This window comes from Pectobacterium versatile (assembly GCF_003932035.1).
Lineage (GTDB): Bacteria > Pseudomonadota > Gammaproteobacteria > Enterobacterales > Enterobacteriaceae > Pectobacterium > Pectobacterium versatile.
This window is the reverse complement of the sequence record NZ_CP034276.1, coordinates 2,504,989-2,528,683: the sequence shown is the minus strand read 5'-3', so window position 1 is coordinate 2,528,683 and position 23,695 is coordinate 2,504,989. Positions and strand designations below refer to the sequence as shown.

Annotated in this window: 22 protein-coding genes; 13 read left to right on the top strand and 9 right to left on the bottom strand. The window is 51.9% G+C overall.

Going from position 1 to position 23,695, the window contains the following annotated elements:
- Positions 1-170 precede the first annotated feature (170 nt).
- Both EIP93_RS11465 and EIP93_RS11460 read left to right on the top strand, forming a co-directional pair.
- Entirely contained in the window at positions 171-995 is an 825-nt protein-coding gene (locus EIP93_RS11465) for a mannosyl-3-phosphoglycerate phosphatase-related protein (protein WP_103971560.1), read from the top strand.
- Between the two features lie 30 nt (positions 996-1,025).
- Positions 1,026-2,243 carry a glycosyltransferase family protein gene (locus EIP93_RS11460; protein ID WP_103860692.1) on the top strand — a complete coding sequence of 406 codons (1,218 nt, stop codon included), beginning with the start codon at positions 1,026-1,028 and terminating at the stop codon, positions 2,241-2,243.
- A 25-nt stretch (positions 2,244-2,268) separates the two neighbouring features.
- On the opposite strand, the gene EIP93_RS11455 is transcribed toward EIP93_RS11460, so the two are convergent.
- The gene (locus EIP93_RS11455; protein WP_125232718.1) at positions 2,269-2,472 is read right to left on the bottom strand and encodes a hypothetical protein; all 204 of its coding nucleotides are present in this window, start codon (positions 2,470-2,472) and stop codon (positions 2,269-2,271) included.
- Between the two features lie 80 nt (positions 2,473-2,552).
- On the opposite strand from EIP93_RS11455, the gene EIP93_RS11450 reads away from it, so the two are divergent.
- The 5 genes from EIP93_RS11450 (at position 2,553) to EIP93_RS11430 (ending at position 6,499) form a co-directional block, all read left to right on the top strand.
- Entirely contained in the window at positions 2,553-3,737 is a 1,185-nt protein-coding gene (locus EIP93_RS11450; protein ID WP_125232717.1) for a pyridoxal phosphate-dependent aminotransferase, read from the top strand.
- Positions 3,738-3,944: 207 nt separating this feature from the next.
- Positions 3,945-4,694 (top strand): bifunctional NADP-dependent 3-hydroxy acid dehydrogenase/3-hydroxypropionate dehydrogenase YdfG, encoded by a 750-nt coding sequence (gene ydfG, locus EIP93_RS11445; protein WP_010296052.1) that lies wholly within the window; start codon positions 3,945-3,947, stop codon positions 4,692-4,694.
- Between the two features lie 265 nt (positions 4,695-4,959).
- A complete protein-coding gene (locus EIP93_RS11440; RefSeq protein ID WP_010296054.1) occupies positions 4,960-5,310 on the top strand; it encodes a DUF1283 family protein in 351 nt (116 codons plus the stop codon).
- Positions 5,311-5,475: 165 nt separating this feature from the next.
- Positions 5,476-6,096 carry a hypothetical protein gene (locus EIP93_RS11435; protein WP_103860695.1) on the top strand — a complete coding sequence of 207 codons (621 nt, stop codon included), beginning with the start codon at positions 5,476-5,478 and terminating at the stop codon, positions 6,094-6,096.
- Between the two features lie 103 nt (positions 6,097-6,199).
- Positions 6,200-6,499, top strand: a complete 300-nt coding sequence (locus EIP93_RS11430) for a DUF1161 domain-containing protein (RefSeq protein ID WP_010296060.1) — start codon at positions 6,200-6,202, stop codon at positions 6,497-6,499.
- 62 nt (positions 6,500-6,561) lie between these two features.
- Here EIP93_RS11430 and EIP93_RS11425 read toward each other — a convergent pair whose 3' ends face one another.
- From EIP93_RS11425 to EIP93_RS11410, 4 genes are all read right to left on the bottom strand, one after another.
- Positions 6,562-8,049 (bottom strand): MDR family MFS transporter, encoded by a 1,488-nt coding sequence (locus EIP93_RS11425; RefSeq protein WP_116362128.1) that lies wholly within the window; start codon positions 8,047-8,049, stop codon positions 6,562-6,564.
- Positions 8,050-8,151: 102 nt separating this feature from the next.
- A complete protein-coding gene (gene bioD / locus EIP93_RS11420; protein WP_010296067.1) occupies positions 8,152-8,817 on the bottom strand; it encodes a dethiobiotin synthase in 666 nt (221 codons plus the stop codon).
- Positions 8,818-8,950: 133 nt separating this feature from the next.
- Positions 8,951-10,168 (bottom strand): sugar metabolism global transcriptional regulator Mlc, encoded by a 1,218-nt coding sequence (gene mlc / locus EIP93_RS11415; protein WP_103860697.1) that lies wholly within the window; start codon positions 10,166-10,168, stop codon positions 8,951-8,953.
- A gap of 181 nt (positions 10,169-10,349) precedes the next feature.
- A complete protein-coding gene (locus tag EIP93_RS11410) occupies positions 10,350-11,246 on the bottom strand; it encodes a LysR family transcriptional regulator (protein WP_010296073.1) in 897 nt (298 codons plus the stop codon).
- 114 nt (positions 11,247-11,360) lie between these two features.
- On the opposite strand from EIP93_RS11410, the gene EIP93_RS11405 reads away from it, so the two are divergent.
- Both EIP93_RS11405 and tus read left to right on the top strand, forming a co-directional pair.
- Positions 11,361-12,629 (top strand): MFS transporter, encoded by a 1,269-nt coding sequence (locus EIP93_RS11405; protein ID WP_125232716.1) that lies wholly within the window; start codon positions 11,361-11,363, stop codon positions 12,627-12,629.
- Between the two features lie 164 nt (positions 12,630-12,793).
- Positions 12,794-13,729 carry a DNA replication terminus site-binding protein gene (tus, locus tag EIP93_RS11400; RefSeq protein WP_125232715.1) on the top strand — a complete coding sequence of 312 codons (936 nt, stop codon included), beginning with the start codon at positions 12,794-12,796 and terminating at the stop codon, positions 13,727-13,729.
- Between the two features lie 63 nt (positions 13,730-13,792).
- Here tus and fumC read toward each other — a convergent pair whose 3' ends face one another.
- Positions 13,793-15,190 carry a class II fumarate hydratase gene (gene fumC / locus EIP93_RS11395; protein ID WP_103860699.1) on the bottom strand — a complete coding sequence of 466 codons (1,398 nt, stop codon included), beginning with the start codon at positions 15,188-15,190 and terminating at the stop codon, positions 13,793-13,795.
- 238 nt (positions 15,191-15,428) lie between these two features.
- Here fumC and manA point away from each other — a divergent pair, with 238 nt between their 5' ends.
- The 4 genes from manA to add all read left to right on the top strand — a co-directional run bounded on the left by manA (position 15,429) and on the right by add (position 20,453).
- Positions 15,429-16,601, top strand: a complete 1,173-nt coding sequence (manA, locus tag EIP93_RS11390; RefSeq protein ID WP_125232714.1) for a mannose-6-phosphate isomerase — start codon at positions 15,429-15,431, stop codon at positions 16,599-16,601.
- 88 nt (positions 16,602-16,689) lie between these two features.
- Positions 16,690-18,240 carry a YdgA family protein gene (locus EIP93_RS11385; RefSeq protein ID WP_125232713.1) on the top strand — a complete coding sequence of 517 codons (1,551 nt, stop codon included), beginning with the start codon at positions 16,690-16,692 and terminating at the stop codon, positions 18,238-18,240.
- A 98-nt stretch (positions 18,241-18,338) separates the two neighbouring features.
- A complete protein-coding gene (locus EIP93_RS11380; RefSeq protein ID WP_103940346.1) occupies positions 18,339-19,316 on the top strand; it encodes an arsenic resistance protein in 978 nt (325 codons plus the stop codon).
- Positions 19,317-19,436: 120 nt separating this feature from the next.
- The gene (gene add, locus EIP93_RS11375; RefSeq protein WP_107333708.1) at positions 19,437-20,453 is read left to right on the top strand and encodes an adenosine deaminase; all 1,017 of its coding nucleotides are present in this window, start codon (positions 19,437-19,439) and stop codon (positions 20,451-20,453) included.
- A gap of 79 nt (positions 20,454-20,532) precedes the next feature.
- On the opposite strand, the gene EIP93_RS11370 is transcribed toward add, so the two are convergent.
- The 3 genes from EIP93_RS11370 to EIP93_RS11360 form a co-directional block, all read right to left on the bottom strand.
- The gene (locus EIP93_RS11370; RefSeq protein ID WP_103860703.1) at positions 20,533-20,997 is read right to left on the bottom strand and encodes an SgcJ/EcaC family oxidoreductase; all 465 of its coding nucleotides are present in this window, start codon (positions 20,995-20,997) and stop codon (positions 20,533-20,535) included.
- A gap of 243 nt (positions 20,998-21,240) precedes the next feature.
- Positions 21,241-22,233, bottom strand: coding sequence for a bile acid:sodium symporter family protein (locus EIP93_RS11365; RefSeq protein WP_125232712.1), 993 nt, complete (start codon positions 22,231-22,233; stop codon positions 21,241-21,243).
- A 328-nt stretch (positions 22,234-22,561) separates the two neighbouring features.
- Positions 22,562-23,608: an oxidoreductase gene (locus EIP93_RS11360; protein ID WP_103860705.1), complete on the bottom strand. Its 1,047-nt coding sequence runs from the start codon at positions 23,606-23,608 to the stop codon at positions 22,562-22,564.
- Positions 23,609-23,695 lie beyond the last annotated feature (87 nt).

Sequence of the window (23,695 nt, the reverse complement as noted above, 5' to 3'; positions counted from 1 at the left end):
TTATCTTATTGGTGAAGATAGGGATCACCGCCTATCCTTAAATTGTGACTATGATCACATTCATCAATACCACGAACACAACACCTCACTGACAGATACGTCTCCTTTCTAACTAACGTTAATCGTCCATCGTTACTCTCTGTTTATCCACGATAAAACATGGAGAACCTATGCAAACGCGTAATACGAAGCTGATTATTTTCAGCGATCTCGACGGATCGTTGCTCGATCATAAGACTTATCGGTGGGATGCCGCGCAACCGTGGCTGACTCGACTGACGAACGAGGCAATCCCGCTGATTATTACCACCAGTAAAACGGAGGCCGAAGTTGAACCTTTACGGCGGGCGCTTGGGTTGGAACCGTATCCCTATATTGCGGAAAACGGCGCTATTGCCGTGCTGCCGCCAACATGGCAAACGCATCCCGATTACCCACGGAAGCGGATTGGCGTGGAATATTCCGTCATCCGTGCTCGGTTGGCGCAGCTGCGCGCATCCGGTTTTCGCTTCAAAGGCTTTGGCGATATGAACAGCGAGGAAATAGCAGAGATGACGGGGTTAACCGTGCAAGACGCCCTACGAGCACAACAACGTGAAGGCTCTGAACCGCTGCTGTGGCTGGACGAGCAAAATGCCCTACCGCGTTTCTGCCAGTTATTGGCAGACGCAGGCCTGTCTCTGACGCAAGGTGGTCGCTTCTATCACGTCATGAGTGCTCAAACGAGTAAGGGATTTATGGCTAACTGGATAAAAACACAGTATATCGAGAAATGTGACACTGACATCACAACGCTTGGTCTGGGAGACGGCCCGAACGATATCTCTCTGTTATGCGCGGTGGACTGCGCCGTATTAATTAAAGGCAAGGAAAATCAAATTGTTAACCTACCTGAATCGTACAGCGGCAAGCAATATTTTACGCAACATTCAGGGCCTCAAGGCTGGAGTGAAGGGCTGGATCACTTTATCAGCAACGGTCATTTCTCGGTATGACATCGCCTCAAGATGGTATGGGAGCATAGGATGAGCGAATTTTATCAAGATGGCATCATTACCAATTTTCACAATCTCACTCAGCGAAGCACAGAAGAGCTGGAGTATGAACTTCAGGTATTTTCCGGGCAAAACAGCATGGGGCTGATTCTGCCATCGCTGTATTCTGAGCTGGAAGGCCCTGCGCTGAGCCACATTGTCGATCAGTTGTCTCAGGTTTCTTACCTTGGCGAAATTGTGATTGGGTTGGATCGCGCCGATCGGGAGCAGTTTCTTTACGCGCGAAAATTTTTCTCTCGGTTGCCGCACCGACATCGAATTCTATGGAACGATGGTCCGCGCCTGAAAGCACTCAGCGACGAACTGGCAGAAAAGTCACTGGCACCGGAGGAACCCGGCAAGGGCCGGAATGTCTGGTTTTGTGTCGGCTACACGCTGGCATCGCGTCGTTCTTCCTGTGTTGCTCTACACGATTGTGACATTGTCACCTATGACCGGGCAATGCTGGCCCGCCTGCTCTATCCCGTAGCAAATCCGCACTTTAATTATGATTTCTGCAAAGGCTATTACGCCCGTGTTGCAGAGGGAAAACTGAATGGCCGCGTGGGACGTCTGCTGGTTTACCCGTTACTGAAATCGCTGCAAAAGGTCTACGGTAATTCCGACTATCTGGATTACATGCGCAGCTACCGCTATCCGCTTTCCGGCGAGTTTGCAATGCGCACCACCATTCTGAACAACTTGCGTATCCCGAGCGATTGGGGACTGGAAATTGGCGTGCTGTCAGAAATTTATCGCGGAACCGCAACCCGCCGCATTTGTCAGGTGGATATCGCGGATCGCTACGACCATAAACATCAGCCGATGTCTGAAGATGATCCAAACGCGGGATTGCAACGTATGGCGGGTGACATCACAAAAGCGCTGTATCGCAAGCTGGCGATTCTCGGCGTGAATATCACCACGGACTCTTTCCGCGTCCTGCGGGCGACCTACTACCGGACCGCGCTTGATATGATTGATGCTTTCGAACATGACGCACGCATGAACGGCCTGAGTTTCGATCGTCATAAAGAGGAGTCGGCGGTGGAGCTATTTTCTGATGTGGTTACCTTTTCTGGCCATGCCTATAGCGATGTCCTGGGGGATAAACCGTTTGTACCGAGCTGGAACCGCGTGCAGTCTGCGTTTCCCGATATCCTTGAGCGGTTGTATGCGGCGGTAGAAGCCGACAATCAGGAAACGTGATGCCCTCTGCTATGCACTCGCTATCTCATAGGGCAGACGCATCATGATGCATCATTGCATGCGTCATGATGGCTCCCTTGCATAAGTAATTCATATTATTCGATTTAATCACTCGATGAATCAACCAGTTTTTCTTACCTTTAATCAGCGCATCAGAAAACACACTATTTCCCGCCAGACGGGAATACTTGCCGTAAGAAAATGTCATTTCACCTATTTGACAATGCATTAGCGTTCCATCGATTAAGGAAGTTGGCGCGTTTTATGCTTTAGCTCTCCTGTCATTATGTAACTAAGGAGAGTGTTTTGATGAATTTTTTAATCAATGAAAGCGACGTGTTAAACCCGAAACGCAGAGCATTATTAAAACTTTCTGGCGCCCTGCTGGGAACGGCGGCGGTAACGACAGGGTTAAGTTCGCGGGTTTTTGCCGAGACACAGCCTGAGAATGCTGCATTTACCGCACCGTCGGCCGCTAATCCAATCCGTATTAACTTTAATGAAAACCCACTGGGTATGTCGCCCAAGGCACAGGCCGCCGCGCGCGAGGCCGTCGTGAAAGCCAACCGCTATGCAAAGAATGAAATTTTACTGCTTGGCAATAAGCTGGCGGCGCATCATCAGGTCAAGGCCCCTTCCATCTTGTTGACGGCCGGATCGTCCGAAGGTATCCGGGCGGCAATTGAAGCCTACGCATCGCTGGATGCACAGTTGGTGATTCCGGAATTAACCTATGGCGATGGTGAACATTTTGCCAAAATTGCTGGCATTAAAGTCACGAAAGTCAAAATGCTCGACAATTGGGCGTTCGATATTGAAGGGCTAAAAGCGGCCGTTGCCGGTTACAGCGGCCCTTCCATCGTTTATCTGGTCAATCCGAATAACCCAACGGGCACGATTACGCCTGCGGATGTAATTGAACCGTGGATTGCCAGCAAGCCAGCCAATACGATGTTTATCGTTGACGAGGCCTACGCCGAGTTCGTCAATGACCCGCGTTTTCGTTCTATTTCACCGATGATTACCCAAGGTGCAGAGAACATTATCCTGCTCAAAACCTTCTCCAAAATACACGCGATGGCCGGTATGCGCGTTGGGTATGCCGTCGCCCATCCCAACGTGATTGCGTTGATGGGAAAGTATGTCGCGGGCGAAAAAATCAACTTTAGCGGCGTGGATGCCGCATTAGCATCTATGGACGACTCGGCATTCATTACCTACAGCAAAAAGAGTAATGATGTGTCGCGCCAAATCCTGCTGAAAGCGCTCGATGACCTGAAACTGCCTTACTTACCGTCGGAGGGAAACTTTGTTTTCCACCAATTGGTCGTGCCGCTCAAGGATTACCAAAAGCATATGGCAGACGCAGGTGTGCTGATTGGCCGTGCGTTTCCTCCTGCGGATAACTGGTGTCGCATCTCGTTGGGGACACCGCAGGAAATGCAGTGGGTTGCGGATACCATGCGTGAATTCCGTAACAAAAACTGGATTTAATCTTCCGTAATACTGGTCTTGCTGCACCGTCGTGGCCGACATTCGCCTCTCGTTCTGAGGGGCGATTCTTCCCAAACCACATCGTTGAAACCGGAGTAACGCTTGACCCACGGGGAATTGCGCGGCTAAATGATCGTATGCCTTTCATTATTTATAGTGATATCAGGCACAAGCAAAATATGAAAACGGTCAGGGAGAAATAAGAGCATGATTATTTTTGTTACCGGTGCAACGGCTGGGTTTGGTGAGTCAATTACGCGTAAATTTATTAGTGCGGGCCATAAAGTGATCGCGACCGGCCGCCGTCAGGAACGTCTGGATGCGCTAAAGGCAGAACTGGGTGATGCGCTGTATCCGCTGAAACTGGATGTGCGCGACCGTCAGGCGATTGAACAGGCCGTTGCCACCCTGCCAGCCGAATGGCGGACGATTGATGTGCTGGTGAACAACGCCGGACTGGCGCTGGGTCTTGAGCCTGCGCATAAAGCATCGGTAGACGATTGGGAAAATATGATCGATACCAACAACAAAGGGCTGGTGTTTATGACGCGCGCGCTGCTGCCAGCCATGGTGGAGCGTAATATCGGTCACGTCATCAACATCGGTTCTACCGCAGGAAACTGGCCTTATGCGGGCGGTAACGTGTACGGTGCCAGCAAGGCGTTCGTACAGCAGTTTAGCCTGGGGTTACGTGCCGATCTGTCTGGCACCCGAATCCGCGTAACGAATATCGAACCGGGTCTGGTCGGTGGAACCGAGTTCTCGGCCGTGCGTTTCAAAGGTAACGACGACAAAGTCAGTAAAACCTATGACAACACAACGCCGCTGACCGCTGAAGATGTGTCTGAAGCCGTTTTCTGGGTTGCCACGCTGCCAGCACACGTCAACATCAACACGCTAGAAATGATGCCGGTCAGCCAATCTTTTGCTGGGCTAAGCGTACATCGCGAAGGCTGATAACCATCAAGTACTCGCATTAAGGGCATGAACGCTGTTTCATGCCCTTTTCTTTTGTCAGCGCCCTTTCAGCGCTGTGCGGTGCGGTTATAGTGCCGTTGAAGCGAAGGATGTATACTTCTCGTTATAGGTAACCTTCCTTTTGCACAAAGCGCGGAGGTTACAGGGAACGGCGGTCGCCTTTTGTTGTCTATCGCTTGCCGTGCGCTTTATCGTTCTGCGGCACCGGCGTTTGTTTTTATCATTCGTTCTGTCAAGGTGAAACATGAACCACTACTCTTTTTCTTCTTTGATTCGGGCATTCATCCCGCTTTCTTTGGTTATCGTTTCCGCTGCCTGGCAGCCTGCCGCACTGGCAGAGACGCGCCATATCATTATTGATTCCGGCGACAGCGCGTTATCAAAAGAAGCGGCGCGCCAAAGCAAGGAACAATGGGATTCAACCCGTTCGCTGCGCAATAAAGTGAACAACCGCGTTGAGAAGGAATTCGATAAAACTGAAAAAGCGATTGATGGGCGTGAAAAATGCAACGCCAGCTACAACGTCAATGCTTACTGGGAAAACACCACCGATCGTTGCCTCGATCGTCGTACTGGCCGCCCCGTTACCCCCTGATTTTTCACCCACGCCTTCTGGCGTGGGTTTCCCCTTTTCTCTTTGTAGTACAGAAAAATAGTGCAGCAAATTAGCCTGTATCCGAAGGTGACATCACCGTTACACTCAACGATTATCGCTATATCGTAGCAACACGCATTTTTATCCCAAATGGAGTGCATCAGGATGAATATGGATTTAGCTCGATTATTTTCACGCCCTTTTCACATCAAACTGTGGGGTGTGTTTATCATGTGTCTATTGGTCAGTTCGTGCGCAAGTACCTATCCGAAGACGGATAACATCACGGCGATCACCAATGACAACGGGATGCTTATCGCGGAGTCTGCTACCTACGTTTATAAATTCTCTGACGCCCGCGCTCAAAAAGAGTATCAGGACTATTACGCGTTTTATCGTGATTACAAAGACATCATCACTGGCGTGAGGGTCGATTTTTCTCTCCGTAATAATGGTCAAGTCTATGCAAGCTATAAAAACATGATCGACACACGCCAACTAACCAAAGAGCAGTTGGTCGATTTACGCGAGCTTTACGCGGCGAGAATTCCTTCAGCAATGGGAAAAGGTGAAGTCACGTTTAGCGCGAATGGCACATTTAGTAAAAAAGACGGCTCACTGGTCAGCCCGACAACACAGGGTCGCCTACCGCAGCCCATTCCTGTGGTTATCAATAACAGCGATAACTCCGGCGAAGAAGTGCTACTTGCTCCCCTCATGGTTCCGGCTGTTATCCTTTTCCCACTCTTTATGATGTATGGCTGCGCCACTGGGCCCTGCGTTTAGCTTTCTCCGGCCATCACTGATGGCCGGGTTTCGCGGCTTTTTCGCGTTATCGTCATCGTTTGATATACTCAAAGGGACTTTTTTCAGAGAAAAGGATCAAAAGATGAAAAAAACCGTCATTTTTGGTGCCGCGTTATTCCTGGTTGCTCCGTTGGCTGCACAGGCATCTTGCGAAAGCGTGAAAGCGGATATTACCCAGAAAATCATCGCCAATGGCGTACCAGAATCTGGTTTTACGCTGGATATCGTCCCGAACGATCAGGTGAATCAGGCCGGTGGTCAGGTGGTTGGTCACTGCGAGAGTGATTCTCACAAGATTGTTTACACCCGCCATGCTGAGGGCGACGCCAATACGGAAAGTGCGCCAGCGCCAACAGAAGGCCAGCCGACGACCACACCGTAGCCCTTCCTCTAGATGTTCTAGCATAGATGTTCAAAAGGCGCTTTCGCGCCTTTTCTTTTGCCTTATTTTTGTCTGGTTTCAGCCTGCCCCGGCCGCTGGCTTGCTGGGATCATTCTGGCGGAAAGCAGCGTGATGGCCGCGATGAGTGCCGAAACGATAAATACCCCGTGGATTGACGAGGCGACTTGCGATGCCAGCGTATCGAGCTGGTTTACGCTCAGCAGGATGCGCTTAGCCGGATCCATGAGCGTCTGGAGTGGATCGCTCACTTCCGGCAATCGCCAGTGCAGACTGATGTTCAGCGTGGCACCAAGGATTGCCGTTCCCAACGCGGAACCTAGCATGCGGGTAAACATGGCGGAAGCCGTGGCGATGCCGCGAATGGAGTAGTCCACCGAGTTTTGTATTGATACCAGAAATGTGGTGCTGCTCAACCCCATTCCCGAGCCGATCAGAAATGCCGCTAGCCGCGCCCACATAAGGTTGCTGTCCGGTTGAACGGTCAGAAGCGTCAGGCTGCCGATAAGCAGCACAATACCGCCGAGCATTGCCGTAAACCGGTAAGACGTCCACAGCATTAAGCGCCCGCTCATCGTGCTGGCCAGCGGCCAGCCAATCGACATCATCGCCAGTATACTGCCTGCTTCCAACGGTGTTTTACCCATTACGCCTTGAATAAACGTTGGCAAAAAGGCGCTTACACCCATCATGGCTGCCCCGACGACTAACCCGCCGAGGTTACCGGCGATAATGACCCGATTGCGCCACAGCGCCAGCGGAAACAGCGGCTCCGGCGTGCGCTTTTCCTGTCTAACCAGCAGAATGCTGCCCACGGCAGAGATCGCAAGCAGCGGGATCACCCAGTAACCAAACACCTCAGCCTGTAGCAGCGCCATCAGCAAACTGGCGACGGACACAATCAGATAGAACGCCCCCATCCAGTCCAACTGATGCTGGCGCACGGCATTCATCGTTGGCAGATAACGAGCCAGCAGGAAGATGGAGAACAGTCCAATCGGCACGTTGACCCAGAAGACCAGCGCCCAGTTGAAGTGTTGCACGATAAACGCCCCCAACAGCGGGCCGATAATCGCGGAAAAGCCCCACACGCTGGACAAATAGCCCTGTATTTTGGGGCGTTCGGTCGAGCTGTACACATCGGCAACAATAGTGAAAGCAATCGGGGTAATCGCGCCCGCACCCAGCCCTTGTAAGGTGCGGAAGACGATTAGCCAGCCCATCTGCGTCGAGAATCCGCACAGAATCGACCCGAGCAGGAACACGATCATGCCGAAGAAGAATATCTTTTTGCGGCCATACAGGTCGGCCAGGCGGCCATAAATTGGAATACTGATCGACTGCGTTAGCAAATAACCAGCAAAGACCCAGCCCAATAGGGAAAAACCGCCTAAATCCGCGATGATGGTGGGCAACGCGGTGGCGACAATTGTCACTTCAATCGCGGCCGTGAACATGGCCAGCATACAGGCAATTAAAATCCAATGGCGATGTGGAACAGGTGTTTGTTTCTGGTTATTCTCTGTTTTCATTATATTTTCAGGATAAGAAGAAAAACTGCCTGTGAGTATAACAGGTGGCGTGACGGAGAAAATTTATTCCCGCAGAGAAGCGGGAATAGAAGACGAAAGAAATTAATAGCTGACGGCAGAAAGATCGATATAAGACGAGAGATCCCGCTGTTCGGCGCGTGGCAAGTAAGGCAGTTCGCCCAGTTGCGGTGCCGGAATTTTTTTCCGCAGAACGTGAATGATTTCTGCGTAATTAGCCAGTCCGGGGTTAATACGGTTAGCGACCCAGCCAACCAGCGGCAAACCATCATTGATGATCGCCTGTGCCGTCAGCAGCGCATGGCTGATACAGCCCAGTTTGATGCCAACAACCAGCACGACAGGGAGTTGTTCCTGCACTACCCATTCGGAATACGGACGCAGATCGTTCATGACGGTCCGCCATCCGCCCGTGCCTTCGACGACTACGATATCAGCGGTTTCGCCCATGTGACGCAGGCCTTGCGTCATCGTGCAGTAATCAATGGTTCCTTCACTGGCGCTGATTTCATCTTCTCGGAGTGCGATGGGGTTAACCATGTTATAGGGCAATTCGAGCGTGGAGGCGGCTTGTAGCAGCAGTGCGTCTTTATTACGCAGCCCCGCTTCCGTCTCTTCGCACCCTTTTGCTATCGGTTTGTAGCCCGCAACCGATTTGCCTGCCAGCGCCAGTTTTTGCAGTAGCGCCTTGGATACCACTGTTTTGCCAACGGCGGTATCAGTACCAGTGACAAAAATACGTTTCAACATGGGATAACTCCAGACCACCTGAATACCAAAAAACAAGCACAGCTAAAATGCTTTCCAAGCGTGAAAGTCTAGGCTATGCCTCATTCGGGCAGTTTGCGTTAGCGCAATGTTTTGTTGCTCTGCGCCTTTATGGTTATCCCTGTAGCAGTTTAACCAGCAGCGATCCATTGTAGAGCGCGTCCTTCACCAGCGCGGCACCGGGCATCGTGCCCTGATTGTAGAATTGGGTCGCTTCCACCTGGAGGTTGTGGCTATAGGGCGGGAATGATTGCTGTTGAATACAGCCTAAAATGGCGGGATGTAAAATGCTGGCTGCTTTATTCAGGGGAGATCCCACCAGAATTTTATCGGGATTGAAGAGATTCACCATGATGGCGACAATGCGGCCGACGTTATGACCGACATCGTTAATGATATCTTTGGCTAACTGATCGCCCTTGAGCGCAGCGTCACACAGATTCTCAACGCTAAGCGGTGAACCATGCAGAAGCGAACTCATGGACGTATTCATACGCTGTTGCGCCAGTTCCAGCATATTTTCCGTGCTGGCGACCGTTTCCAGACAGCCGTGATTGCCGCAATAGCAACGCTTGCCATAAGGATCGACTTGCGTGTGCCCGATTTCGACCAGATTCCGGCTTCTCGCATGGAGGATGCGACCGCCGGTAATCACACCCGCACCGACGTTATGGTCGATCACCACCTGAATCACATTTTGGCAATCGCGCGATGCGCCGTATAGCGCTTCGGCCATCGTCCAGGCGCAGATATCATGCTGCAAATACACCGGCAACCCCGTGCGCTGTTCCAGTGCTGGACCAATCGCCATTTCCTCAACGTCATAAAATGGCATCCGGTGAATAATGCCCTTACTGGCATCAATCATGCCCGGTGCGGTAATCGCGATTGCCGTTAGCCTTTCCAACCGCTTTTGATGGCGAATAAAAAACTGATCGATTTCATTCAAAATACGGTCGAGCAGTGGATGTGGCGACGCAGCGGGAAGCGGAATTTCTTCTTCCACAACCAGCTTGCTGCTGAGATCGCGCAGCGCCAATAACAGAGTATTGTGGCTGATGCGTGCAGAAAGATAATGCCAAGCTTCGGTATCCAGAATCAGGCCAATAGCGGGACGCCCTCTGCTGCCCACATCCTGGTATTCAGTTTCTTGTACCAGATGGGCTTCCAGCAGTTCGCGGACGATTTTGGTAATACTGGCGGGCGCGAGCTGAGCGCGTTTGGACAGTTCGATACGTGATATCGGGCCGTACTTATCGATCAGCCGATACACTGCACCGGCATTCATTTGTTTGATTTGATCGATGTGTCCTGGTTGACCGTCGGCTATCACAAACCTGGCTCCTACGCGTTCGCATTATATCTGGCACTGCTGTTGAAAAATTTATCTTTATTATTGCGGCATGACTATTTTTCACGCTGCAAAATAAAAAAACTGCGGGTATGGTGGGGCTTTTCACTAAACTCGTCAAATATTTGATTCGTTATGTGATTTAGCGCGCATATTTTAACGATTATCCGCCCAACATCAGCGACATCAGCACTTTCGCTGCTGCACTTTGCGGCTGATGTCGTGCCGTAACCAGCCAGACTTCCGTTGTGGCGTCCTCTTCTTCCAGCAGCAAATATTTCACGCCATCGACCCGAATACGCAAAAACGACGCAGGCAAGATGGACACGCCTAATCCCGCGGATACCAACCCAACGATGGTCATCGCCTCGCCCACTTCTTGCGTAATGTAGGGGCTGATGCCATAGCGTTTCAGCAGCGTCAGCGTGTCGTCATACAGCGCCGTTCCAACCGCACGGGAGAAGAAAACGAACGGCTCATTCGCCAGCTGTGTAATGCTGATGGCACGCCCTGCGTCCTGCTGCGCTAACGGATGGGACTCCTGCACGACGGCAATCAGCGGTTCACTCAGCAGCAACTGATGATCTAATGCGTCTGGCAACGGGTTGTTGCGCATAATGCCGATATCAAGCTTACCGTTCAGCAGCGGTTCAATTTGCTGTTTAGTATTGAGCTCCATCATCTGAATATGCACTTCCGGGTAGGTTTGGCGAAAACGCAGCAGGCTGCTGGAGATCTTTTTGATAAACGGCGCGGACGACGTAAAACCGATCGTTAATTCCCCGATTTCGCCGCGCTGAATGCGGGAAGCTCGTTCCGCCGCCTGATCGACCTGACTGATAATCGACCAAGCCTCTTTCAGAAACATCTCGCCTGCGGGGGTGAGTTGGACATTCCGGTTATTGCGCGCCAACAATTTTGCGCCCACCTGCTCCTCCAGAATTTGAATCTGCTGGCTCAGTGGCGGTTGAGAAATGCGTAATCTTTCTGCGGCTCGGCCAAAATGCAGTTCTTCAGCGACCGCAATAAAATAGCGAAGGTGACGTAGTTCGATATTCATACTTTAAACATATCAATCATGATTATTAATATATTATACAAAATAATATCACTCTTCTATGATCCTCTCATTGTTGTTTTACGCCTGATTTACCTTTCCCGGTAAGGAATTATTGTGAGTAACCTGCCATCTTCTGCACCGAACGACTGGCCTATTTCTACGGCCGACGATGCGGATGATATTGCCCCTAAATCTTCTGGTAAAACGCCTTATATCACGCGTGGTACGCCGCAATTTATGCGCGTCACGCTGGCGCTGTTTTCTGCTGGCTTAGCGACGTTTGCCCTGCTGTATTGTGTTCAGCCGCTGCTGCCGGTGCTATCTCAGGATTTCGGTATTTCGCCAGCGACCAGCAGCCTGTCGCTTTCCGTATCGACCGTGATGCTGGCGTTTGGGCTACTGTTCACTGGCCCACTCTCTGACACGATCGGTCGTAAGAATGTGATGGTTGTGTCGCTGATGCTGGCTGCAATCTGCACCGTCATTTGCGCGTTTATGACCAGTTGGAACGGTGTATTGATTATGCGGGCAATGATGGGCCTGTCGTTAAGCGGTGTCGCGGCCGTCGCCATGAGCTACCTGAGTGAAGAAATTCACCCCAGCGTGCTGGCGTTTTCAATGGGGTTATATATCAGCGGCAACTCGATTGGCGGCATGAGCGGGCGTCTGGTTAGCGGCGTTTTAACGGACTATTTCCCGTGGCGGGTTGCTATCGGCACAATCGGCGTACTGGCACTCATAGCAGCGATCACGTTCTGGCGTATCCTGCCGGAATCACGCCATTTCCGACCCGGTTCGCTGCGCCCTAAAACGCTTCTGCTGAACAGCAAACTGCACTGGCGCGACGCGGGTTTGCCGCTGCTGTTCCTTGAGGGTTTTTTGCTGATGGGCGCGTTCGTTACCCTGTTTAACTACATTGGGTATCGGTTGCTGGCTCCGCCTTATTTACTTAGTCAGGCGGTGGTTGGTTTACTTTCCGTGGTTTATCTCACCGGAAGCTACAGCTCGCCGAAAGCCGGTGCATTAACGGCCCGCTACGGACGCGGCCCGGTGCTGAGCATTGCGATCCTCCTGATGCTAGCGGGACTGGGTATGACGGCACTGAGCCCGCTATTCGCGATCTTTGGCGGGATGATGCTCTTTACCGCAGGTTTCTTCGCCGCTCACTCGGTAGCCAGCAGTTGGATTGGCCAACGAGCGCGGCGCGCGAAAGGTCAGGCGTCATCAATGTATCTCTTTTCTTACTATCTGGGCTCAAGTCTGGCCGGCACGCTGGGGGGATTCTTCTGGCATTCATTCGGCTGGATGGGCATTACAGCGTTTTTGAGCGCCCTTTTACTTCTCGCGCTGGCAGTCAGCCTGATACTCAAGCAGCGCATTTAAACCCCTTTCTTACCGGAGTTTGCCTGAATCAGGTAAACTCCGCGTTGTTCCCTCCCTCTCGATGTCCCCCGTAAACCCTGCCTGAAATAATGACGAGCACGATTGCCGAAGTGTTCATTTATCAGTATAAAGATAAGTATGTTGTAACTAAAACGAATCTGGCTATGAATCGCTACGCGCTAATCGATCGCATGAACCGCTGTTTCCAAACGTTAGAAACCAAGCTGGCTCTGATGCAACAACAGTTTGCCGAATATCGGCTGTTAGTTGGTCGCGTTTATTCCCTTCCCCATGTGGAAAAAGGAACGGAGCATGACCCCATCGAGCATATCGCCGTCACACAGTACATTGGGCAAGAGGCTCGCGATAAAGGGCTAGCCCATTTTCAGCGTCTGTTCATTCACCACTATCCAGAAACGCTCAGTAGCAAAAGCGCGATCCGCTTGCCGGGCGCACTCTGTTTTTCCGTCAACGCGGCACAGTATCAGCAGGCAAACTCACTCATTGCGGAAATCAATGCGCTGAAAAAAGAGCTGGAGCTGATTATTACCGTTGAATCCGGGCTGGAGCCTGAGCAGCGATTTGAGTTCGTCCACACGCATTTGAAAGGGTTGATCACGCTGAGTGCTTATCGTTCGTTGACGCTCATAACTAATCCGGCATCAGTCCGCTTTGGCTGGGCGAATAAGCACATCATCAAGAACATGACACGTGTGGAGCTACTGGAGAAACTGACCAAAAGCCTGAATGCGGCAAAAAACGCAGCACCGTATACCAAAGCGCAGTGGATTGAGCATGTCGAGCAGGAGAGAGACGCGGTATTGTCGCTGCCGGAAGACGCTGTTTTGAAAATCAAACGTCCAGTCAAAGTGCAGCCCATCGCACGAGTGTGGTATCCCGAACAGCAGAAACAGATTCAGCATCCCTGCCCGTCCCCCCTACTCGTGCTTTGTCAGCAGGAATCTGGCGGCGACGTGCCCATTATCGGCGAACTCAATCCTTATGACGCCAACAACATCAAGCATAAACACAAACCGAAAGCGGCCGAACTTCGCCTGCTTATTCCGCGTTTGCACCTGTATACCGATGCACCGGAATGAAAAAGAAAAAGCCTGCGAGTAAACACCGGCAGGCTACAGGATAAAACGCTGACTATCGCGCCATTACTTTTTCAGGCTACCGACCATCTCTTCCGGTCGAACCCACTCATCAAACTGTGCTTCGGTGAGATAGTTCAGTTTGAGCGCAGCCGCCTTCAGCGTCAGCCCTTCTTTATGCGCTTTTTTGGCAATTTCTGCCGCTTTGTCATAGCCAATATGCGTATTGAGCGCGGTCACCAGCATCAGTGATTCGTTCAGCAACTGGGTGATGCGATCGTGGTTCGGTTCAATACCCACCGCACAGTGCTCATCGAAGCTCTTCATGCCATCAGCCAGCAGGCGAATCGATTGCAGGAAGTTATGAATCACCATGGGGCGGTACACGTTCAGCTCAAAGTTACCAGACGCCCCGCCGATATTCACCGCGACATCGTTGCCCATTACCTGGCAACACAGCATCGTCAGCGCTTCACACTGGGTCGGATTGACCTTGCCCGGCATGATGGAACTGCCCGGCTCGTTCTCAGGAATGCTCAGCTCGCCGATACCACAGCGCGGGCCAGACGCCAGCCAGCGTACATCGTTGGCAATCTTCATTAACGATGCAGCCAGCCCTTTCAAAGCACCGTGCCCGTGAACCAACGCATCACAGGTCGCCAGCGCTTCGAATTTATTCGGCGAGGTCAAAAAGGGCTGACCGGTGAGCGTCGCCAACTCCGCCGCCACACGCACCGCATATTCAGGATGCGTGTTTAGCCCTGTTCCGACCGCGGTACCGCCCAGCGCCAGTTCGCAAATGTGCGGCACACTGTTCTCGATATGCTTCAGGTTATGCTGCAACATCGCGGCCCAACCGGAGATTTCCTGCCCCAACGTCAACGGCGTGGCATCCTGTAAATGCGTACGGCCGATCTTGACGATATCCTTAAACAGCTCAGCCTTCGACGCCAGCGTGGCGTGCAGTGCTTTCAACTCAGGAATCAGGTGTTCGTTGATCGCGACTACAGCCGCGACGTGCATCGCCGTCGGGAAGACGTCGTTAGAACTCTGACTTTTGTTGACATCATCATTGGGGTGAACCAGCCGATTGTTGCCCCGCTCTCCCCCCAGCAGTTCACTGGCGCGGTTCGCCAACACCTCGTTCATATTCATATTGCTTTGCGTGCCAGACCCCGTCTGCCAGATCGCTAACGGGAATTCCCCAGCATGCTGGCCAGCCAACACTTCGTCCGCTGCCTGAATAATCGCATTTCCCCGATCGGCAGGCAGAAGCGTGAGATCCATGTTGACGCGGGCCGCCGCTCGTTTGGTTTGTGCCAGCGCATAAATCAGCGCACGTGGCATTTTCTCTTCAGAAATACGGAAGTGTTCCAGCGATCGTTGCGTTTGTGCACCCCATAACCGTTCAGCAGGAACATCAATCGGTCCCATTGAGTCTTTTTCACTACGCGTCGTGCTCATTACTTTCCTCCTTAAAATACACATTCAACTAGTAGAAGACATCGAATCACATCGCTGAGCCTATTCTGATAACACTCACTGGCCTTATCGCGCTTATTGGTCCACTAACACTGTCTGGTATCGCGCTACATAAAACATTACCATGAAGCGAAGAAGATGCAGTGTATTCATAATCACTCAGGTAATTAACAGCCGGCATCACAGAAATTAACAATTAATGTAATAGCAGGGAGCCGACATGCAAAAAATGCTCAATTGCGTCCAGCACTACGCCTGGGGCAGCAAACACGCCTTAACTGAGCTATATGGCATTGATAACCCTAACGATTTACCGATGGCAGAACTTTGGATGGGCGCTCATCCTAAAAGCAGTTCGGCGATCATTGATGAAAAAGGCAACACTCGCAGCCTGCGAGACGTGATTGCAGAAGACGCGACCGCCCATCTTGGCGCAACGATCGCGCAACGTTTTGGCGAATTGCCCTTTTTGTTTAAGGTCTTGTGCGCGGAACAACCGCTTTCCATTCAGGTTCATCCCAGTAAATCGTCGGCAGAACAAGGCTTTGCGAAAGAGAATGCCGCGGGTATCCCGCTGGATGCGGCCGAAAGAAACTACAAAGACGCCAACCACAAACCGGAATTGGTCTACGCATTAACGCCCTTTCAGGCCATGAATGGGTTCCGAGAATTATCTGAAATTGTGCAGTTACTGGAGCCGGTTGCCGGTGCACATCCGTCAATCACCGCGTTTTTACAACAGCCCGACGCGAAGAATCTCGCCATGTTGTTCACTAACCTGCTGAGTATGGAAGGTGAGCAAAAATCGCGCGCACTCGGCGTCTTGAAGGCCGCGCTAAATAGTCAAAATGACGGGCCTTGGGCGACCATCCGCGCGATCACACAATATTATTCCGACGACAGCGGATTATTCTCCCCGCTGCTGCTGAACGTCATTACGCTTCAACCCGGCGAAGCCATGTTCCTGTTTGCGCAAACGCCGCATGCTTATCTGAAAGGCGTGGCATTAGAAGTCATGGCAAACTCGGATAACGTGCTGCGTGCCGGGCTAACGCCAAAATACATTGATATTCCAGAGCTGCTGGATAATGTCGTGTTTGAAGCCAAACCCGCAAACCAGTTGCTCACGACGCCACACCGACAGGGTAATGAACTCAGCTTCCCGATTCCTGTTGAAGATTTTGCTTTTTCGCTGCACGAACTGAGCCAGAGCCCACAGACGCTCAGACAGAACAGTGCCGCCATTGTATTTTGTATTGACGGCCATGCCGTCCTGCAAAAAAATGAGCAGCGGCTCTCGCTACGTCCGGGAGAGTCCTGCTTCATTTCAGCCAGTGAGTCACCGATAACGGTTGAGGGACAGGGGCGTCTCGCTCGCGTATTTAACCGATAACTTGTTCCATACGCCGCAGTTACCTCTGGGTAAGTTGCCAGCGTTTCGCGTTGAAAACGCGCATTTTTTTACTAAAGGATGAATAAAAATGAAGAAGTCGTTAGTCGCCGTAGGCGTTATTGTTGCTCTGGGTGCTGTCTGGACCGGCGCATCCTGGTACACCGGCAAACAGATGGCTCAGCAAATTGATGGTTTTACCGATACGCTGAATACCAAGCTCAAACAAGCCTACCCGAACGCGGGGCTGAAAGTGGTCTATCGCGACTATAAGGGCGGCGTATTCAGCAGCACCCTGGCCTATGTTTTACAGACAGACGGCACAGCAAAAGGTGCGCAGTTCCTTGCACCCGGTGAAGAACTGGTCTTCAACGAAACCGTGTCTCACGGGCCGTTCCCGCTAGCACAGCTCAAGAAGTTCAACCTCGCACCGGCGATGGCTTCCGTTCATACCGAGTTGGCCAACACGCCAGCAGTCAAAGCCTGGTTTGAGCTGACGAAAGATAAACCGTTCTTTGTATCCGAAACTCGCGTCGCTTACAGCGGTGATACGCAGTCGCTCGTTACGCTGGCCCCTATCGACCATCAGTCGCCAGAACAGAAATTTTCCTTCAGCGGCGCGCAAGCCTTGGTGGATATCGGACACGACCTGCGCAGCAGCAAGTTGGATACCACCATCAGCAGCGTGAAGATGGAAAGGAAAAATGCCTGGGGCCAAACAGAGAACGTCGATCTCACCGATTTCTCCATCAAGGGTACCAATCAAAAAGGCAAATTCGATCTTGATTTAGGCGACGGCAATCTGTCCTTCAAAACGATGACGTTTACCGTAGAAGGTGGCGAGCCCGTTACGTTGAACGATTTCTCTTTGCAAAGTAGCGCAACGGAAGATGATAAAAATCTGGCGGGCAAAATGGCCGTGACGCTGGGATCGTTAATCATCGGCGACCGCAATCTGGGTTCTGGTAACGTCGGCATGTCCATTTCACAGCTTGACGGCGCGGGCACCAAACAGTTCCTCACCGCCTATCAGGCAAAAGTGCAGAAACTGTTGCAGGATCCGACCGCTATCGATCCTGACGCTTATCAGCAGGATATCGCCATGTCTGTTCTGCAATATCTGCCACAGTTGCTGAAGGGCAACCCAAGCATTGCCATCGACCCGATCAGTTGGAAAAACAGTAAAGGTGAAGGCACGTTCACGCTGGCGCTGGATTTAACCGATCCGTTGCAGAGCACCGATAAAGCGAACGATGCAACGCTGTCGGATGAAGAAAAAATTATTCGTCAGTCGGTCAAAAAACTCGATGCCAAACTCAATGTTCCGCTGGATATGCTGGCAGAGCTAATGATACAAGCAGGACCGAAACCGGCGAACGATGAAGAGCAAAAGCAGCTCGCTGACATGGCGAAACAACAGGTTGAAATGATGGCCCAGATTGGTGAGGGTAACCAACTGAGCGTCACAAAAGACAACGCCATTACCAGTTCACTGCACTATGCCGATGGTCAAATTGATTTCAACGGCAACAAAATAGCGCTGGCTGATTTCATCGCACCGTATTTCTCCGTTCCAACGGAACAAGGTGAAGAATCTCTGCCTGGCGCACAGGAAGAACCCGTCACACCACCGGCGCAATAAGTCGGTACATCGTCTTACGTGCAAAAACACACGGTGGCCGCACTTGCCGCCACCGTTTTTCCTGCCCTACCTCTCCAGTTTGATTTTGAGATAACACCATGTCCGCGTTGAAATCCTTCATGGAAGCCCATCAGGCCGCGATCTATTTTGTTGCTGTGATAGCGGCAGTGGCAACAGCTCTGGCGCTGCCGGGAACGGAGCAACTGGATGTCGTGATTAATCCGGCGCTAGCGCTGATGCTGTTTGTCACGTTCCTGCAAGTGCCGCTGACCACGCTCGGAAAAAGCATCACTCAGGTCAGATTCATCGGCGCGTTGCTGACTGCCAATTTCATCGTGATTCCCTTGCTGGTCGCGTCGCTGTTGCCCTTCCTCCCCGCCGACCCACTGGTGAAATTGGGCATCATATTGGTGTTACTCGCACCCTGTATTGACTACGTAGTGACATTTGCGCATCTGGGACGGGCCGATGCCGCCCGCCTGTTGGCCGCAACGCCTATTTTACTGTTGCTGCAAATGCTGGTCTTGCCCTTCTACCTGACGCTATTTCTCGGCCACGACGCCGCCGGACTCATCGCCTTTGCGCCCTTTATCGATGCCTTTATCTGGCTCATTGCCATACCTTTAGCGCTGGCCGCCCTTCTGCAATGGCTAGCTGCGCGACAGCGCGCAATGGCAACATTTGCGGATGCATTAGGCTATCTTCCCGTTCCGGCTACCGCTCTGGTGCTGTTTATCGTCGTTGCGGCGGTCATTCCCCAACTGCGCACCACTTGGGCGTCGGTGTTACTCGCGGTGCCGTTTTACCTGCTCTTCGCGCTGCTGGCACCGCTGCTCGGCTGGTTCACTGGCCGTGCGTTCCGGTTGGATTCGGCTGGCGGGCGCGCCGTGGCCTTTAGCGCCAGCACGCGCAACTCTCTGGTTATTCTGCCGCTGGCGTTGGCAATTCCGGGCGCACTGCCGCTACTTCCGGCCGTTATCGTCAGCCAAACGTTAATAGAATTGCTCAGCGAACTCATTTATATCCGAGCGATCCCTAAGTTGAACGCCCGTTCTATAGATCAAGAAAAACAATAACAGGTTGTTTTTGCTCAATGATTGTTCAGTGCGGTGAGTTTCGGCGGTAACCGTTGGCTATTTACCACGATTTCTTTTTATACTTTGTCGTATGAAAAACAATAATCAGACAATAACATGATGATTGATTCACTCCTGCCGTTGACGGATATCCACCGCCATTTAGATGGTAATATCCGCGCCCAGAGTATTCTGGATCTAGGGCGCCAGTACAATATAGCGTTACCTGCCAGCGATATTGAAACGCTCCGTCCCCATGTTCAGGTCACCAAAAACGAACCTGACTTACTGAGTTTTTTACAAAAACTCGACTGGGGCGTGGCCGTACTCGGTTCACTGGATGCCTGCCGCCGCGTGGCTTACGAGAACGTTGAAGATGCCATGAAAGCCGGGCTGGATTACGCAGAACTGCGTTTCTCTCCCTACTATATGGCGATGAATCATAAGCTTCCGATTGCTGGCGTGGTTGAGGCCGTGATCGATGGCATTACCGCTGGCAGCCGTGATTTCGATACCGACATTCGTCTGATTGGCATAATGAGCCGGACATTCGGCACCGAGGCCTGCCAGCAAGAGCTGGACGCCCTGCTGTCCCAGCGCGATCGCATAGTCGCGCTCGATCTGGCAGGTGATGAATTGGGTTACCCCGGCGCACAGTTTACTTCTCATTTCCGGCAAGCCCGCGATGCTGGCTGGCACATCACGGTTCACGCGGGTGAAGCGGCCGGGCCGGAAAGTATTTGGCAGGCGATTAACCATCTGGGCGCAGAGCGCATCGGACACGGCGTAACCGCCATTATCGATCCCCGCCTCATGACACACATGGCGGAGCATGGGATCGGCATTGAATCCTGTCTGACCTCTAATATTCAAACCAGCACCGTAGAATCACTGGATAAGCACCCGCTCGTCCACTTCCTGCGCTATGAAATCCCCGCCACCATCAACACGGACGATCCTGCCGTTCAGGGCATAGAGATCCGTCACGAATATGAAGTCGCGGCCCCACTTGCTGGCCTGACAGCGGTAGAAACTCGCAAAGCGCAGGAAAACGGCCTGAACATTGCGTTTATCAGCGAGCAGGAAAAGCAACTGCTGCGTGAAAAGGTTCTGCGTAAACGCGGTGCCACACAGTAGCGTGTATCTCCAAGCCATAAAAAACGGCTAACTTTTGTTAGCCGCTTGATACGTACTTGTTAAAGATGAATTACAGAGATCAGCTGCTTGGGTTTGCTGAGGAGTGGTGCGACGTAATCAACCACTGCTTCTGTTTCGCGTCCCAAGCGTAAGTGTAGGTATAGCGCGCTTTGGCTACGCTACCATCACCGAATGTGAAGGTGTAGGTTCCGGTATCCACGGCCTTATTACAGCCGATGCGGATCGTGCTGGTGTCAATTTTGCCAACCGGCTTTTTCGCCAGGAAATGTTCGAAGTAATCAATGCGCTCTGCGTCAGTCGTACGCGGTTGATCGGACAGCGTCGGCAGCAGTACCGCGTCTGGCGCATAGTTTTTCGCAACTTTCTTCGCATCACCCGTTTGCAGCGATGCATTCCAACGGTCAAATAACGACGCAATCTCTTTTTGACTGGTTTTTACACATTGCACATTCTGAGCAGCCTGCACAGATGCGGAAGCCAACGTCCCTAACATCGCTAAAGTTAATACCGTTTTTTTAAACATATTTCCCTCTATCTCAAATAATAATTATCATCAACTGTGTCTTGCTCTATCGACAGCACATCTCGGTGAGCGACTATTGTTATAACGTAATGCAACAAAAAAGTAACACCGTCACGAAACTATCACTGTAATAGATTATTTCTTGTGTTTCCTTGTAGTTACAAGTGTTTGTTACAAATGACAACGCCCTCGGCCTGTGTAAGACCGAGGGCGTTTTGCATGATGCGAGTGCGCGATAATCTTTTACTGACGAGGCGTATCCTGTTCCTTGTTGATCCGCTTGGCATAGCGCTGAGCCAGCGCAGCGCAGACCATCAGCTGAATTTGATGGAAAATCATCAGCGGCAGGACCATCGCACCGACAGCGGCGGCAGGAAATAGCACGTTTGCCATCGGAATCCCATTCGCCAGACTTTTCTTCGAACCGCAGAATACGATAGTGATTTCATCGGCCGTGTTAAAGCCCAGCTTACGGGCAACCAGCGTATTCACCACCAGCACAATCGCTAGCAGCACTATCGAACAACCAACGACGGCAAGCAATGACCAGGCGTTGATCTGCCCCCAAATCCCCTGCACAACCGCCTCGCTGAAGGCGACATACACCACCAAAAGAATCGATGACCGGTCAGTAATATTAATCAGCTTACGGTTACGTTCAACCCACTTGGCAATCAACGGGCGAGACAGATGACCAATCACGAAAGGCACCATTAACTGCATAATAATAGAGCCAATAGCGTGCAGCGTATCCGTTTCTCCCCCTTGCGTATGCATCAGCAAACCGACCAGAATCGGCGAGAGAAATACGCCCAAAATACTGGATGCCGAGGCGCTACAAATCGCCGCCGCGACGTTACCACCGGCCATTGAGGTATAAGCAATCGCCGACTGCACCGTCGCCGGTAGCGCGCACAGATAGAGGAAACCCAGATACAAGGTCGGCGTCAGCACTACGGGCGACAGCAGGCTCATGCCTATTCCCAGCAGCGGGAACAGAATAAACGTGCTGGCAAATACCACCAGATGCAAACGCCAGTGCCCCATGCCGGTGGTAATCGCTTCACGCGATAGCTTCGCACCGTGCATAAAGAACAGCAGAGCAATCGCCGCGGTTGTCAGGTGCTCAAAGAAAACCTTCACAGAGCCTTCCGCAGGAAGAATCGATGCCGTCACCACCACCAGAATCAGAACCAATAAGAACTTATCAATGCGTAACCGTTGTAACCACCCCATGCCTAACACCTTTCCCCTAGTCTGTTATCAGCCGAATTAACACTCTAACAAGACGGGCGATCCGAAGATCGCCCAAAGTTATCTATGACTAAATATGAATCTAGAAATCTGAACCGATAAATCTGTTTACAGACCGTAAACGGTAGCAATGAGATAAAGGCATCAGGATCCCCTTCCGAACATCGTAAATCGAGCATAAAAAACGTATGTCCGCATTTTCGCATCGACCCATTATCACCGTTCGGTTGATTTTCTCAGTAGTCTACAGCGATCCTAAGATCGCCTATTTAAACAAGCCATTAACTATCTGGAATAAAACGCGGTAAATCTAGCTATTTTTCAGCGTGACGGCTTTTTTCTGTTCGTGGGAAAGCAGCCCTAGCTCGATCAGTTCCATCACCTGAATCGCCTGATGCACGCTGACGGGGTTTTCCCCCTTGCCGAGCAGCGCATCGCGCACTGCCGCATAGTAAGCCGGATAGTTACCCGGAATCGTGGCGATGGTTTGTTCCGCCGTTATGCCGTCACGAGACAGCGTCAGCACGCCATCGCGCTTATCCTGCCCCCAGTCGGCCAGTGGCGGACGTTCGCCCGCTTTCAGGCGATCTTCCTGTGGATCGAGACCGTATTTGACAAAGCTGCCGCGCGTGCCATGCACGGTGTAGCGTGCAGACGCGGCCGCCACCAGCATACTGGCATGCAGGACAACTCGACGTTGCGGGTAAATCAGCGTCGCATGAAAATAATCTATTGCCTTACTGCCAGGCCTCAACCGTGCCATATCTACCTGAATCGCCACCGGCAAGCCAAACAACTCCAGCGCCTGATCCAGCAAGTGCGGCCCAAGATCGTACCAAATCCCGCTCCCTTCGCTGCCGTCTTCCCGCCAGCGCTGGCGCACTTCGGGGCGGAAGCGATCGAAATGCGATTCCATATACACCACATTTCCTAACGTTCCCGCCGCCAGCAGCTGTTTCAGCGTCAGAAAATCGCTGTCCCAACGGCGGTTATGGAAAACAGAAAGCATTTTTCCGACGCGGTCGGCTATGGCGCCCAAGTCATATGCTTGTGACAACGTCACGGTAAACGGTTTATCGACGACGACATGCTTGCCCGCTTCCAGCGCCTGTTTCGCCAGCGGGAAGTGCGTGTCATTGGGGGTAGGAATAACAATGAGGTCAATATCGGGATCGTTAAATAACGCCTGAGGGTCTTTCTCTACTCGCAGATTGGCCCAGTCTGCATGCACTTTTTCAGCACTGCTGCTGGACACGGCCACCAGCTCCATACCTGCCGTACCGGCAATTAACGGCGCGTGGAATGTCTTACTGGCATAACCGTAGCCCAGCAGCCCAACACGAACGGTCTCACTCATGACGATTCCCCTTAGCTTATTTTGACTTTGTGATTTCTCACTCAGTATATACCCGTCATCCGCCAGATTGCAGAGAGGGATAATAGC